The sequence below is a fragment of the Comamonas sp. C11 genome, assembly GCF_024496285.1.
Classification (GTDB): Bacteria; Pseudomonadota; Gammaproteobacteria; order Burkholderiales; family Burkholderiaceae_C; genus Comamonas; species Comamonas testosteroni_F.
The window spans coordinates 695,076-708,785 of sequence record NZ_CP101743.1 but is presented as its reverse complement, the minus strand read 5'-3'; the positions used below and the strand labels follow the sequence as shown (position 1 = coordinate 708,785).

12 protein-coding genes are annotated in these 13,710 nt (G+C 63.3%); 3 read left to right on the top strand and 9 right to left on the bottom strand.

Translation table 11 applies throughout. From position 1 onward, the window contains the following. Positions 1-20 precede the first annotated feature (20 nt). Positions 21-1,379, top strand: a complete 1,359-nt coding sequence (locus tag NOX35_RS03215) for a M23 family metallopeptidase (RefSeq protein WP_182285579.1) — start codon at positions 21-23, stop codon at positions 1,377-1,379. A 141-nt stretch (positions 1,380-1,520) separates the two neighbouring features. Next, positions 1,521-2,660, top strand: a complete 1,140-nt coding sequence (locus tag NOX35_RS03210; protein WP_182285578.1) for an anhydro-N-acetylmuramic acid kinase — start codon at positions 1,521-1,523, stop codon at positions 2,658-2,660. Positions 2,661-2,688: 28 nt separating this feature from the next. Here NOX35_RS03210 and NOX35_RS03205 read toward each other — a convergent pair whose 3' ends face one another. The 8 genes from NOX35_RS03205 to rplM form a co-directional block, all read right to left on the bottom strand. Then, a complete protein-coding gene (locus NOX35_RS03205) occupies positions 2,689-2,898 on the bottom strand; it encodes a hypothetical protein (RefSeq protein ID WP_182287335.1) in 210 nt (69 codons plus the stop codon). Positions 2,899-2,960: 62 nt separating this feature from the next. After that, the gene (locus tag NOX35_RS03200) at positions 2,961-4,262 is read right to left on the bottom strand and encodes an NCS2 family permease (RefSeq protein ID WP_256495692.1); all 1,302 of its coding nucleotides are present in this window, start codon (positions 4,260-4,262) and stop codon (positions 2,961-2,963) included. A gap of 162 nt (positions 4,263-4,424) precedes the next feature. Next, positions 4,425-6,851 carry a xanthine dehydrogenase molybdopterin binding subunit gene (xdhB, locus tag NOX35_RS03195; protein ID WP_182285576.1) on the bottom strand — a complete coding sequence of 809 codons (2,427 nt, stop codon included), beginning with the start codon at positions 6,849-6,851 and terminating at the stop codon, positions 4,425-4,427. 1 nt (position 6,852) lies between these two features. After that, a complete protein-coding gene (gene xdhA / locus NOX35_RS03190) occupies positions 6,853-8,463 on the bottom strand; it encodes a xanthine dehydrogenase small subunit (protein ID WP_182285575.1) in 1,611 nt (536 codons plus the stop codon). 318 nt (positions 8,464-8,781) lie between these two features. Next, a complete protein-coding gene (gene mdtD / locus NOX35_RS03185) occupies positions 8,782-10,206 on the bottom strand; it encodes a multidrug transporter subunit MdtD (protein ID WP_256495690.1) in 1,425 nt (474 codons plus the stop codon). Between the two features lie 112 nt (positions 10,207-10,318). Then, positions 10,319-10,684: an iron-sulfur cluster insertion protein ErpA gene (gene erpA, locus NOX35_RS03180; protein WP_003059000.1), complete on the bottom strand. Its 366-nt coding sequence runs from the start codon at positions 10,682-10,684 to the stop codon at positions 10,319-10,321. A 210-nt stretch (positions 10,685-10,894) separates the two neighbouring features. Next, entirely contained in the window at positions 10,895-11,287 is a 393-nt protein-coding gene (gene rpsI, locus NOX35_RS03175) for a 30S ribosomal protein S9 (RefSeq protein ID WP_003059002.1), read from the bottom strand. A 10-nt stretch (positions 11,288-11,297) separates the two neighbouring features. Further along, positions 11,298-11,726 carry a 50S ribosomal protein L13 gene (gene rplM, locus NOX35_RS03170; protein ID WP_003059004.1) on the bottom strand — a complete coding sequence of 143 codons (429 nt, stop codon included), beginning with the start codon at positions 11,724-11,726 and terminating at the stop codon, positions 11,298-11,300. 332 nt (positions 11,727-12,058) lie between these two features. Between rplM and NOX35_RS03165 the strand changes: the two genes are divergently transcribed. Next, positions 12,059-12,925 (top strand): 23S rRNA (adenine(2030)-N(6))-methyltransferase RlmJ, encoded by an 867-nt coding sequence (locus NOX35_RS03165; protein ID WP_256495686.1) that lies wholly within the window; start codon positions 12,059-12,061, stop codon positions 12,923-12,925. Positions 12,926-13,016: 91 nt separating this feature from the next. Here NOX35_RS03165 and NOX35_RS03160 read toward each other — a convergent pair whose 3' ends face one another. Next, entirely contained in the window at positions 13,017-13,694 is a 678-nt protein-coding gene (locus NOX35_RS03160; protein WP_182287086.1) for a septal ring lytic transglycosylase RlpA family protein, read from the bottom strand. Positions 13,695-13,710 lie beyond the last annotated feature (16 nt).

The window sequence follows — 13,710 nt, the reverse complement described above, 5'->3', positions numbered from 1 at the left end:
CCCAAGGATTTGATGTTTTGATGACTGGCTTGAAAAATGCCGGCGGTGCCCTGCTTGCGCGGCTGACATCGGCTCTGCAGAAACACCCCAAGCGCGCCACGGCGGCGCTGGCGACTGTTTTGCTGACCGGTGGCAGCGGCGCCTTCGCAGTGGCCAGCCTGGGCCCCGACCCCGCCGACCTCCCCGTGCGTACACTGACCGAACCCGTCACCTCCCTGGCCGCCGGCCAGGACCTGGCCGATCTGACGGATCTGCAGTCCTTCTCCCTCTACCGTTCCGAATACACCCGCAGCAACGACACCACCGAGTCGCTGCTGCAGCGCCTTGGCATTGCCGACCCGCAGGCCGCCGCCTTCATGCGCAGCAACGAAGCCGTGCGCCAGAACGTGCTGGGCCGCGCCGGCCGACTGGTGTCCGCAGAGACCACGCCCGACCAGCAGCTGAGCCAGCTGACCGTGCGCTGGGCCCCCAGCGAAGACGGCAGCTTTCAGCGCCTGACCGTGGAACGCGTGGACGGCAAGCTGCAGTCCAAGATCGAGACCGGCAAGCTCACAGCCAGCCCCCGTCTCGCGGGTGGCGTGATTCGCTCCTCCTTCTTTGCCGCCACGGATGCCTCCGACATTCCCGACAGTGTCTCCATGCAGATGGCCGACATTTTCCAGGGCGAGCTGGACTTCCGCCGCGGCCTGCGCAAGGGCGACCGCTTTGCCGTGGTCTATGAATCGCTGGAAGCCGATGGCGAGCCTCTGCGTGCCGGCCGCGTGCTGAGCACCGAGTTCTACAACAACGGCAAGTCGCACCAGGCCATGTGGTTCCAGGAAGCCGGCAAGAAGGGCGCCTACTACACGCTGGACGGCAAGAGCCTGCGCCAGGCCTATCTGAACTACCCCGTGGAGTTTTCGCGCATCAGCAGCGGCTTCTCCATGCGCGTCCACCCCATCCAGAAAACCTGGCGCGCTCATCTGGGCACCGACTTCGCGGCACCCACGGGCACCAAGGTGCGCACCGTGGGCGACGGCGTCGTGTCCTTTGCCGGCGTACAAAACGGTTACGGCAATGTGATCTTTGTCGACCACGCCAACCAGCACACCACTGTGTATGCCCACCTGAGCCGCATCGACGTCAAGCGCGGCCAGCGCGTCGACCAGGGCGACATCATCGGCGCCGTGGGCTCCACGGGCTGGGCCACCGGCCCTCATCTGCACTTCGAGTTCCGCGACAAGGGCGAGCAGCGCGACCCGCTGACCATTGCCCAGATCACCGATGCCGCCCAGCCCATCTCCAAGGCCGCCCGCCCGGCCTTCGAGCAGCAGGCAGCGCAGATGCGCATCGAACTCAACGCCGGCACGCAGTCGTTCGCCTTGGCCAGCGCGCGCTGATCCAGCGCCGCGAAACGACCTGAGGGCTGCAAATTGCAGCCCTTTTTCATTTGCGCATCAGGATCGTTTGCAGCGACCGCCAGGAAAGCCGCAAACGCTACAGCTAAGATAGTAAACCGCACGCCAACCCTCTGATCTGCCATGCCCAATGCCATTGAACAAGCCGCTCAAAGCGCCCTCTATATCGGCCTGATGTCCGGTACATCGCTGGACGGCGTCGACGGGGTTCTCGTGGACTTCAGCCGTGGCACCCAGGTGCTGCAACATGCCAGCTGCGGCTTCGACGCGGCATTGCGCGCCGAGTTGCTGGCCCTCAACACCGCTGGCGGCCAGGACGAGCTCCATCGCGCCGCCCTGGCCGCCAATGCACTGGTGCGCCACTATGCACAGGTGGTGCAGCAACTGCTGACTGCAGCCGGCGTCCAGGCCAGGCAGATCGCCGCCATAGGCGCCCATGGCCAGACCGTGCGCCACCGTCCGCAGATGTTCGATGGCACGGGCTATACGCTGCAGCTCAACAGTCCCGCCCTGCTGGCCGAGCTGACCCGCATCACCGTCGTCGCGGACCTGCGCAGCCGCGATGTGGCGGCGGGTGGCCAGGGTGCGCCGCTGGTGCCGGCATTTCATCAAAGCGTGTTTGGCAAGCCCGGGGAAACAGCCCTGGTGCTCAATATCGGCGGCATTGCCAATCTCAGCGTGCTGGGGGCCGACGGCTCGGTGCTGGGCTTCGATACCGGCACCGGCAATGCACTGATGGATGGCTGGTGCCTGCGCCATACCGGCAAGAGCTATGACGAGAGCGGCCGGTGGGCCGCCAGCGGCAAGGTCCTGCCCGAGCTGCTGGCCGCCATGCTGGGCGATCCCTATCTGGCCCAGCAGCCACCCAAGAGCACGGGACGCGATCTGTTTCACGCCGGCTGGCTGGAGCGGCATCTGCAGCAACATGCGGCGCAGGCCGCCGCGGTCGATGTGCAGGCAAGCCTTGCCGAATTCACGGCCGCCAGCTGCGCCCATGCCGTGCAGCGCTTCGGCAGCAACGGCCGCGAACTGCTGGTCTGCGGCGGCGGTGCACTGAACACCCATCTGATGCAACGCCTGGCCGCCCTGCTACCGGGCGTGAGGGTGAGTTCCACGGCAGAGCGCGGCCTGCCCCCGCTGGAAGTGGAAGCCGCCGCCTTTGCCTGGCTGGCACGCCAGTGCCTGTTGGGCCTGCCTGGCAATCTGGCCAGCGTGACGGGCGCCAGCGGCCCGCGCATTCTGGGCGCCATCCACCCCGCTTGACAGCGCAGACGCCAGCCAGCCTGCTGGCTCAGGCCACGACTTCGACCGCCTGCGCCTTGTGCTGCACCACAGGCAGATCGGGCAAGCCGAAATGACCGCGCAGCGTGCTGCTCTGGTAGCCGCTGCGGAACAGTCCACGCTTGCGCAAAACACAGGCCGTCGGCAGGCCTGCCGGTAGCCTGCCGCACGCAATGCAAAAAGCAGCCCGACCCACCAGTAGCCGGACTGCTTTTCGCATCTTGGATATCCTGCCCGGCTGGCTCCATCGAGCCATGCCGGGTTCGATCAGCGCCTGAAGACTCAGTGACCGCCGACGTAGATGAACTTGAACAGGAACAGGGCAGCAATCACCCACATGATCCAGTGCACCTCCTTGACCTTGCCCGTGCACAGCTTGAGTACGGCATAGGTGATGAAGCCGAAGGCCAGACCGTTGGCGATGGAGTAGGTGAAAGGCATCATCAGTGCAGTGACGACCGCCGGTATGGCTTCGGTGGTTTCATCCCACTGCACTTCCGTCAGGTCACGCAGCATCAGGCAGGCCACGAACAGCAGCGCAGGCGCTGTGGCATAGCCGGGCACCACACCGGCCAGCGGCGCGATGAACAGACAGGCCAGGAAGAGCATGGCAACCGTGAGAGCCGTCAGGCCCGTACGACCGCCGGCCTGCACACCGGCAGCGCTCTCCACATAGGCAGTAGTGCTGGAGGTACCCAGGATGGAGCCCACAAAGATCGCGCCCGAATCGGCCAGCAGCGAACGATTGAAACGCCCCATGCGCTCGGGCACCAGCAGGCCGGCGCGACGCGCCACGCCCATCAGCGTGCCGGTGGCATCAAACAGCTCCACCAGGAAGAACACCAGCACCACATTGAGGAAGCCCGTGGTCAGCGCCGTCTTGATGTCGAGCTTCATGAAGGTGGGCTCGATGGAGGGAGGCGCCGAGAAGATGCCGTGAAAGGTGTTGCCACCGAAGAAGAACGAGGCCACGGTCACGGCCAGGATGCCGATCAGCAAGGCGCCCGGCACCTTGAGGCGGTCCAGCACCACGATCAGCAAAAAGCCCAGCAGCGCCATGATGACCTCGGGCTTGTGCAGATCGCCCAGCGTCACATAGGTATTTTGGTCGGCAGCAACCACACCGGCGGTCTTGAGCGCGATCAGCGCCAGGAAAAGACCCAGACCCACGGTGATGGAAACGCGTATGGACTGCGGTATACCCTTGATGATGAGCTCACGCAGGCCCAGCATGGTGCAGATCAGGAACAGACATCCCGAGACGAACACCGCACCCAGTGCAGCCTCCCATGTATAGCCCATCTTGAGCACCACCACATAGGCGAAATAGGCGTTCAGCCCCATGCCCGGCGCCAGCGCAATCGGGTAGTTGGCATACAGCGCCATGATGGTCGAGCCCAGCGCTGCGATCAGGCAGGTGGCGACAAAGACCGAGCCTTTTGGCATGCCCGCATCCCCCAGAATGGAGGGGTTGACGAACATGATGTAGGCCATTGAAAGAAAGGTCGTCAGTCCTGCGACCAGTTCGGTGCGCACATTGGTTTTGTGCTCACTGAGTTTGAATATCCGCTCTGTCCAGTTCATTGCATAGTCTCCGTGTTGTTTTGCATGCGAGGCGCAACGCGAGGAACGCGCCCGGTCCTGCGCCGCCAAATGGACGGCGCAGCACATGGCCTTGCCCCGCGGCAAACAGCCATGACTCAAATGGCTGCCGCCCCGCAAGGCGACAACACCTGTGAGGAAAAACTAGCCAGTGTGCCCTTGAACGGCTTCCACTGCACGCAGGATGGCTTCTGACGTGGCAGGCGCCTGCAGTGGAGGGTTCATGCGGTGCTCGCCGGCGGCCGACACCGCATCGCGAATCGCGAAGAACACCGAGAACGGCAGCAGCAGCGGGGGCTCGCCCACGGCCTTGCTGCGGTGGATGGAGTCTTCATAGTTGTCGCCCTCGAACAGGCGCACATTGAAGACCGGCGGGCAGTCATTGGCCGTGGGAATCTTGTAGGTACTGGGCGCATGGGTCGTGAGCTTTCCGGTTTGCGGATGCCAGACCAGCTCTTCGGTGGTCAGCCAGCCCATGCCCTGAATGAAGGCACCCTCCACCTGGCCCACATCGACAGCCGGGTTCAGCGAACGGCCCACGTCATGCAGCACATCGGCACGCAGCAGCTTCCATTCGCCCGTCAGCGTGTCGATGACCACTTCGCTGACGGCTGCACCATAGGCAAAGTAGAAGAAGGGGTGGCCCTTCATGCGCTTGCCATCCCAGTGCAGGCCGGGCGTGGCATAAAAGCCATCCGACCACAGCTGCACACGCTGCAGATAGGCGGCGCGCACGAGCTCGGCAAACGGCACATTCTGGCCATTGACCTGCACCGCATTGTTGGCAAAGCGCACGTCATGGGCATCGCCGCCATGCAGGCGTGCGGCGCATTCGGCCAGACGCTCGCGCAGCTGGCGTGCGGCATCCTGTGCGGCCTTGCCGTTGAGGTCGGCTCCCGTCGATGCCGCCGTGGCCGAGGTGTTGGCCACCTTGCTGGTATCCGTCGCCGTCACGCGCACATTCTCGAATGCCACGCCCAGCTCATGCGCCACGACCTGCGCCACCTTGGTGTTCAGGCCCTGGCCCATTTCGGTACCGCCATGGTTGACGAGAATGGAGCCATCGGTATAGATATGGACCAGTGCGCCGGCCTGGTTGAAGTGGGCCACATTGAAGGAGATGCCGAACTTCAGCGGCGTCAGCGCCAGGCCGCGCTTGAGCACGGCACTGCCGGCGTTGAAGGCATTCACGGCTGCACGACGCGCACGGTAGTCGCTGGACTCCTCCAGCTCGGCCACCAGCTCGTGAATCACGTTATCGGTCACGACCTGCTCGTAAGGCGTGATGTTGCGCTCGCCCTTGCCGTAGAAGTTGACGCGCCGCACATCGAGCGGATCGCGCCCCAGGCTGCGCGCCACCGTATCCAGGATGTTCTCGATGGCAATCGCGCCCTGAGGTCCGCCAAAGCCACGGAAAGCCGTATTGCTCTGGGTGTTGGTCTTGCCCATATAGCCATGCATGAGCACATCGGGCAGCCAGTAGGTATTGTCGAAATGGCAGAGCGCACGCGTCATCACCGGCGCCGACAGATCGGCAGAGTGACCGGCGCGCGAGACCATGGAGATCTCGGCTCCCAGCACGCGGCCTTCATCGTCATAGCCCACCTCGTACTCATACCAGAAGCAGTGACGGCGACCGGTGATCATGAAGTCGTCGTCGCGGTCCAGACGCAGCTTGACCGGCTTTTGCAGCCGGGTGGCCGCCACGGCCGCCACACACGCGAACAGCGCCGACTGCGATTCCTTGCCACCGAAGCCGCCGCCCATGCGCCGGCATTCCACATGCACGCTGTGCGAAGCCACACCCAGAGCATGAGCCACCAGATGCTGCATCTCGCTGGGATGCTGGGTGGAGCAATGAATATGCACGGCTCCGTCTTCCTTGGGCGTGGCGTAGCTGATCTGCCCTTCCAGATAGAACTGCTCCTGCCCGCCCACATCGAAGGAACCCTTGAGGCGATGCGGCGCGGCATCCATGGCGGCGCGCGCGCCGCCTTCCCGGGTGCTGCGCTCCAGGTGCATGGGCGGCATCACGTACTGGCCCAGCTCATGGGCCTTGCGCGGTGTCAGCACGGGCGGCAGCTCGCTGATGGTGGCCGCAGCCTTGGCCAGGGCGGCCGCACGCCTTGCCGCATCGCGCGAGCGGGCAATCACGGCGAACAGGGGCTGGCCTACGTAGCGGATTTCGCCATCACACAGAATCGGGTCGTCATGAATGATGGAGCCGCAATCGTTGACGCCGGGGATGTCGGCTGCCGTGATCACGTCCACCACTTCGGGCATGGCCCGCACCGCCTCCAGCGCCAGCGCCGTCAAGCGGCCGTGGGCCACGGGGGAGAGGCCCAGGGCGCAATGCAGCGTTCCCTCCAGCTCTGGCAGATCGTCGATATAGGCGGCCTCGCCGGCCACATGCAGATGTGCGGACTCATGCTTGCGGCTGACGCCCACGCGCGCGCCCTGATCATGGGCCTTGGCCTCGGTCACTTCGTCGATGCGATAGGCCTGGTTCTTGCGGTAATCGGCAAAGGCTTCCGCCACCAATTCATTCGACAATTCAAGGGGGTGGTTCATTTCAGACTCCTTGCTCCACGGCGGCGGGAACGACATGGGGCATCACGCTCCAGACACTGGTCGCATCAGTGCCCTGCGGCTGATCGGCGCGCGTTTCCAGCCACAGACGCTGGATCAGGTTCTGCGCCACCTTGAGACGGTAATCGGCGCTGGCACGCATATCGCTCATGGGCTTGAAATCCTGGGCCAGTGCGGCCTGAGCAGCCTTCACGTTCTCCGGGCTCCAGGGCTTGCCGAGCAGGGCCGCTTCCGCGTTGGCAGCTCTTCTGACCGTGGCGGCCATGCCGCCAAAAGCCAGTCGGATGGATTGCACGATATCGCCATCGAGCTCGACGGCAAAGCCGGCGCACAGTGCCGAGATATCGCAGTCGAAGCGCTTGCTGATCTTGTAGCCGCGCACCTGGCGCTGCATGGCCGCCAGCGGCACAGCCAGGGCCTGCACGAACTCTCCGGCCTCCAGCTGGTTCTTCATATAGTCCAGATAGAAATCCGTCAGCGGCATGCGGCGCACGCGCTCGCCCTTGCGCAGCTCGATCTGGGCATCCAGCGCCATCAGCACCGGCGGCGAATCGCCGATAGGCGAACCATTGGCCACATTGCCGCCCATGGTCCCCGCGTGGCGGATGGGCGTGGAGGCAAAGCGCAGCCAGACATCGGTCAGACTGGGCCAGCGTTGCACCAGCGCACTCCAGGCCGATTCCAGCGAGGCACCGGCGCCGATGTACAACTCGCCGCCCTCGGCGTCGGGCCGCACTTCGATGCGCTTCATCTCGGCCACGTCGCCGACATAAATCATGTCGCCCAGGTCGCGAAACTGCTTGTTGACCCAGAGCCCCACATCGGTGGAGCCGGCCACGATGCGGGCCTTGGGCTTGGCCTCGCACAGACCGGCCAGCTCTGCCAGCGTGCGCGGAGCGTGGAAGAAGTCGGTGCGCAGCCCCTGGGGCGCCGCATAGTTCAGACCCGCGTCGCCGGCCTCGGCCTGCAGGCCTTGCAGCGCAGCCACCACGGGCGCCGTATCCAGTCGCACCGCAGGCAGGTCGAACATGCGCTGACCGGCATCGAGAATCGGGCGATAGCCCGTGCAGCGGCACAGATTGCCCGAGAGTTCGTCGGCCAGTTGCTGGCGCGTGGGCTCGCTGCCCTGCTGCTGGTGATGCTCATAGGCCGACCACAGCGTCATCACGATGCCGGGCGTGCAGAAGCCGCATTGCGAACCATGGCACTCCACCATGGCCTGCTGTACCGGATGCAGGCTTTGCGGGCCTGCCGGCTTGCCGGCGCAGGCAGACTTGCCCGCGCACTGGCTCTTGAGGTCTTCCACCGTGAACAAGGCCTTGCCATGCAGGCTTGGCAGAAACTGAATGCAGGCATTGACGGTCTGCAGGCGCAGGCCGTTGATGGCCTCGGTATCGCCGGCTTCGGCCAGCTCGCCGATGACTACCGTGCAGGCACCGCAGTCGCCTTCGTTGCAGCCTTCCTTGGTGCCGGTGCAATGGGCATCCTCGCGCAGCCATTGGAGCACGGAGCGTGTGGGGTGCGGGCCTTGCACTTCCACCACCTCGCCGCGGTGGAAGAAGCGTATCGGTTGAGAGTTCTGACTGGTGCTCATGATCGTGGGACAGGGTGAGATTGAATGCCTGCATGCAAGATGCATTCCAAACGCAGCATTCGTCAAGATCGAAGGCTACGCCTGCATGGGCAGCTTCTCATACAGACGCGCTCATAGGGGCTATGTAGCGCGTCATATATCCGTGACCAAAATCAAGGGAGAACCCGTACAAAACCCGGCTCCCTACGGGTAAATCCCAGGGAATGGAAACCCAGTCACACTCTCTTATCAATAGCTATTAGCGCCTTCCAATAAACAATTTCATAGATAAAACTATCTAAAATCTTTTATTGACAATCGCTTCAAGCTATCAAATTTTCAGGCATCGCCACCATCCGGAGCCGGACGTACAGGCTCGTCGGCATCGAGCTGGCTGAACACCAGCGTTGCCGCCAGCGTCATCAAGGCCACCGTCACAAAGGTGGCGCGAATGGCCTGCATGCGCTCGTCGCTGTGCGCCGGCCACATATCGCTGAAGCCCGTCAGCAAGGCTCCGGCCAGGGCCACGCCCATGCTCATGGCCAGCATCTGCACCATGGACAGCAGGCTGTTGCCGCTGCTCGCAGACTCGCCCTCCATGTCCTTGAGCGTGACCGAATTCATGGCCGAGAACTGCATGGAGTTGAAGCCGCCGAAGATGAACAGCTGCACCAGCAGCAGCCAGACCGGCGTGCCCGGCACCACCAGCCCGAAGGAGGCCAGCATCACCGCCAGCATCACCGAATTGACCTGCAGCACGCGCTTGTAGCCAAAGCGCTGCACCGTGCGCACGGCAATGCGCTTGACCAGCATGCTGCCGGTGACGGTAGCCAGCATCATCAGACCCGCGTTCATGGGCGACATCTTGAGACCGACCTGCAGCATCAACGGAATCAGAAACGGAGCGGCACCGCTGCCGAAACGGGTGAACAGATTGCCCAGCAGGCCCACGCGCAGCGAGCGCACCTTGAACAGGCCCGGCGGAAACAACGGCTCATCCACACGCAGCGCATGCATCCAGTAACTGGCCAGACTGGCCAGACCGAACACCATGAGCACCACCACCAGCGCCATGCCCAGCCCCATGCCGGACAGGCCGTCCAGCGCGATGGAAATGGCCACCATGCCGAAGGCCAGCATGGCGTAGCCCGTGCCGTCAAAGCGGTGCACGGGCACGGGCGCGCTGCGCGGGAACCAGCGCCAGGTGGCCCACAGCCCGATCAGTCCCACGGGCACATTGATCCAGAAGATCCAGTGCCAGCTGGCGTACTCCACCATCCAGCCGCCCAGGGTAGGCCCCAGCAGCGGCCCGACCTGGCCGGGAATGGCGATAAAGCTCATGGCGCGAATGAACTCGCCACGCGGATAGGTGCGCAGCACGGCCAGCCGCCCCACGGGCAGCATCATGGCGCCGCCCACGCCCTGCACCACGCGTGCCGCGATCAGAAACGGCAGGCTGGGCGAGAGCGCGCACAGCACCGAGCCCAGCACAAACAGGCCTATCGCCCAGCCGTAGACGCGCCGCGTGCCAAAGCGGTCGGCCACCCAGCCCGTGGCCGGAATCAGCATGGCCGTGGTCAACGCATAGGCCACGATGACGGACTGCATCTTCATCGGGCTCTCGCCCAGCTCGGTCGCCATGGCCGGCAACGCCGTGTTGAGTATGGTCGCGTCCAGCGACTGCATGAAAAAGCCTATGGCCACCAGCCACAGCAGTCTTTCTTTATGGGGGGCACTATGGTGTGCGGTGGGCATCTCACCCATGGGCAGCTCCGGAACGAGGCGTCAAGGCAACAAAAAAGCCGCTGACAAGCAGCGGCTTAAGCAATATGCAGGCGCCAGACCAGAGCGGCCGGCGCGCGAACAATCATTTCACTCAGACCGAGAAGCTGGAGCCGCAGCCGCAGGTAGTCGAGGCATTGGGGTTCTTGATCACGAACTGAGCGCCTTGCAGGTCTTCCTTGTAGTCGATCTCGGCACCCACCAGATACTGATAGCTCATCGAGTCGATCAGCAGCGAGACACCGTTCTTGGTCATGGTGGTGTCGTCGTCGTTGGTGATCTCGTCGAAGGTGAAACCGTACTGGAAACCGGAGCAGCCACCACCTTGCACAAAAACGCGCAGCTTCAGATCGGGATTGCCTTCTTCGGCAATCAGGTCGGCCACCTTGGCAGCAGCGCTGTCGGTGAAGACGATGGGGGAAGGCATTTCGGTGGTCGTGGTTTCAGCAACGGCGCTCATGGCATTACTCCGTAGTTTCTTGATTGCTTGAAATGGTACAGCAAGGGGCTCGGGAATACCGGCCGCATCTGTTTGTCGCCAGAGCAAGTGGGGGCTTTGCGCAAGCGCTGGACAAGGCTGCACCGCCCATGAAAAAACCGCCTGGAACTTGCATTCGAGGCGGCTTTTCTTGAAAAGACTCCGAAGAGTCTTTCCTGCAGGGGACGCGGATTAACGCTTCGAGAACTGCTTGGCGCGGCGTGCGGAGTGCAGACCGACCTTCTTACGTTCGACTTCACGAGCGTCGCGAGTCACGAAGCCGGCTTGGCTCAGTGCAGGCTTCAGCGCTGCGTCATAGTCGATCAGGGCACGAGTGATGCCGTGACGGGTTGCACCGGCTTGACCGGATTCGCCGCCGCCATGGACGTTCACTTGAATGTCGAAAGTCTCCAGGTTCTCAGTCAGAACCAGGGGTTGCTTTGCGATCATGATGGAGGTTTCGCGGCCGAAGTACTGCTGAATGTCCTTGCCATTCACAGTAATCTTGCCGGAGCCCTTCTTCAGAAACACGCGAGCGACGCTGGACTTGCGACGGCCTGTGCCATTGTTCCAATCACCAATCATCTAGGTCTCCTTAGATTTCCAGAGCCTTAGGCTGCTGTGCGGTATGGGGGTGCTCAGCACCGCCGTAAACCTTCAGCTTCTTGATCATGGCGTAGCCCAGAGGACCCTTGGGCAGCATGCCCTTGACGGCCTTCTCGAGAGCACGGCCAGGGAACTTGGCTTGCAGGTCGCGGAAGTTGGTGGCAGTGATGCCGCCGGGGAAACCGGAGTGACGGTAGTACACCTTGTCCAGGTTCTTGGTACCAGTGACCTTGAGCTTGGAGGCGTTGATGATGACGATGTAGTCACCGGTGTCAACGTGAGGTGTGTAAATGGCCTTGTGCTTGCCGCGCAGACGGAGTGCCACTTCGCTGGCGACACGTCCGAGCACCTTATCGGTGGCGTCAATCACAAACCACTCGTGTTGCACCTCAGCGGGCTTTGCGCTGAATGTAGACATGAGTTTTCTCTTTCAAGAGGGTTTGGCGGTCCCTTTTCCGCGGTCGGTGCTTCTTCTTGAAAAAGACAGGTCTTTTAAAGGAAGCCTCTTAGGCGGGGTTACTCGGACCCATTTAAACTTGGCCCAAGCCTTCGCCGCGGGAACCATAAAATCGCTGCGAAGCCCACCATTATACAAAAACGCCAGAATCTGCGTGTTTTCGTGCAGCAGCCTGTTGTGAAACAGCCCCTAGCGCCTGTTTCTCCCTCTGCACCCAGGCGCCGACAGCCTTTAAAGACCACAGGGTAAAAAGTGCTGTTCCCCTCTTGCCCTGCTGGTTACCATCCATTTCTATGTTCAGTTACCGCCACGCCTTCCATGCAGGCAATCACGCCGATGTGCTCAAGCACACCGTTCTGATTGCCACCGTGCAATACCTCACGCAAAAAGAGGCTGCGCTGACGGTGCTCGACACCCACGGCGGAGCCGGCCTGTACCGCCTGGACGGCGACTACGCCAGCAAGAGCGGCGAGGCCGAAGAAGGCGTGCTGCGCCTGGCTGCCGCCAAGGAGGCCGAGCTGGCCCCGGTGCTGCAGGACTATCTTCAGATGGTGCGTCGCTTCAACCAGGGCAATGCCATCCGCAACTATCCCGGCTCGCCCTTCATCACCCAGGCGCTGCTGCGCGGTCATGACCGTCTCAAGGCCTTTGAGCTGCACCCCACGGACATGCGCTCGCTGACCGGCAACATGGCCCAGCTGGAAGTCAGGCGCCAGGTCGCCATCCTGCACGAGGACGGTTTTGAAGGCGTGAAGAAATTCCTGCCTCCGCCATCGCGCCGCGCATTGCTGCTCTGCGATCCGAGCTACGAACTGAAGACCGACTACGGCCGCGTGCTGGATATGGTGGCGGACAGCCTCAAGCGCTTTCCCACAGGCACTTACGCCGTCTGGTACCCCATCATCCCGCGCCCCGAAGCCCATGACCTGCCCAAGCGCCTCAAGACCATGGCCACCAAGGCCGGCAAGAGCTGGCTGCATGCAACGCTCACGGTCAAGAGCAACAAGACCTCGGAGCGCGGCGGCCTGCCCGCCAGCGGCATGTTTCTGATCAACCCGCCGTTCAATCTCAAGGATCAGCTCAAGCCTGCCATGCCTCAGCTGGTCAAGCTGCTGGGTCAGGACAGCAATGCAGGATTCACGCTGGAGTCTGGCGGCTGATTGCGCGGCTGCGGGTCGGCCCTTGCCGGCCCCCTCTGCAGTCCGGGCGCACCAGCTCCGCCGGCGGTGCGCCTTCAACCGGAAATAAGGTTCAGCGCTTGCGCTTGGCGGTCTGTGAGACCTTGCGCGCGGGCTGATTCGCGGATGCCGCACGCGTCTTGGCGGCTGCAGCGCCCTGCGCCACACTGGGGTGACGCTTTCGGCTCGACGCATTGAGCGTGGCCGGGCACTCGTCTTCATCGGCGTCCAGCTGCCACAGCTCCACGGGCTTGATGCCCAGTCCCAGCATGCCCAGTTCCTGGGCCGCGGCCTTGCTCAGGTCGATGACGCGACCGGGCGCGAAAGGGCCGCGGTCATTGATACGCACCACCACGCTCTTGCCGGTCACGGAGCTGCGCACGCAAACACGCGTCCCGAAAGGCAGGGTCTTGTGCGCTGCCGTCAGGTCCATGCTGTCGAAGCGCTCGCCGCTGGCCGTCTTGCGACCGTGGAACTGCTCGCCATACCAGGAGGCCAGACCCGCCTGATCGCTTTCACGCGGAGGGCTCAGCTCGTACTTGTTGCTGTCTTCGGGCAGGTCTGCCTTGTCGGCATCCGCAGGCTTGTTGGCCTTGACGCCCAGACCTTTGTCGCGATAGTTGCTGCGCGCATAGGCGTCGGGCAGCAGCGGGGCCGAGACCGTGGGCTGCGCGCCCTTTTTCCGGGACTGGCTCTGAGCGACGGGGGGCTGCTCCTCGGGCTTTTCCTGCAGTGGAGCACAGCCGGCCATGGTCGCGGTAACGACG

Excerpts from the sequence above, each read along its gene's own strand:
- xdhA (WP_182285575.1), bottom strand. The coding sequence starts at position 8,463 with ATGAGCACCAGTCAGAACTCTCAACCGATACGCTTCTTCCACCGCGGC.
- NOX35_RS03215 (WP_182285579.1), top strand. The coding sequence starts at position 21 with ATGACTGGCTTGAAAAATGCCGGCGGTGCCCTGCTTGCGCGGCTGACA.
- erpA (WP_003059000.1), bottom strand. The coding sequence starts at position 10,684 with ATGAGCGCCGTTGCTGAAACCACGACCACCGAAATGCCTTCCCCCATC.
- NOX35_RS03210 (WP_182285578.1), top strand. The coding sequence starts at position 1,521 with ATGCCCAATGCCATTGAACAAGCCGCTCAAAGCGCCCTCTATATCGGC.
- NOX35_RS03160 (WP_182287086.1), bottom strand. The coding sequence starts at position 13,694 with ATGGCCGGCTGTGCTCCACTGCAGGAAAAGCCCGAGGAGCAGCCCCCC.
- xdhB (WP_182285576.1), bottom strand. The coding sequence starts at position 6,851 with ATGAACCACCCCCTTGAATTGTCGAATGAATTGGTGGCGGAAGCCTTT.
- rpsI (WP_003059002.1), bottom strand. The coding sequence starts at position 11,287 with ATGATTGGTGATTGGAACAATGGCACAGGCCGTCGCAAGTCCAGCGTC.
- rplM (WP_003059004.1), bottom strand. The coding sequence starts at position 11,726 with ATGTCTACATTCAGCGCAAAGCCCGCTGAGGTGCAACACGAGTGGTTT.
- mdtD (WP_256495690.1), bottom strand. The coding sequence starts at position 10,206 with ATGGGTGAGATGCCCACCGCACACCATAGTGCCCCCCATAAAGAAAGA.
- NOX35_RS03165 (WP_256495686.1), top strand. The coding sequence starts at position 12,059 with ATGTTCAGTTACCGCCACGCCTTCCATGCAGGCAATCACGCCGATGTG.
- NOX35_RS03200 (WP_256495692.1), bottom strand. The coding sequence starts at position 4,262 with ATGAACTGGACAGAGCGGATATTCAAACTCAGTGAGCACAAAACCAAT.
- NOX35_RS03205 (WP_182287335.1), bottom strand. The coding sequence starts at position 2,898 with ATGCGAAAAGCAGTCCGGCTACTGGTGGGTCGGGCTGCTTTTTGCATT.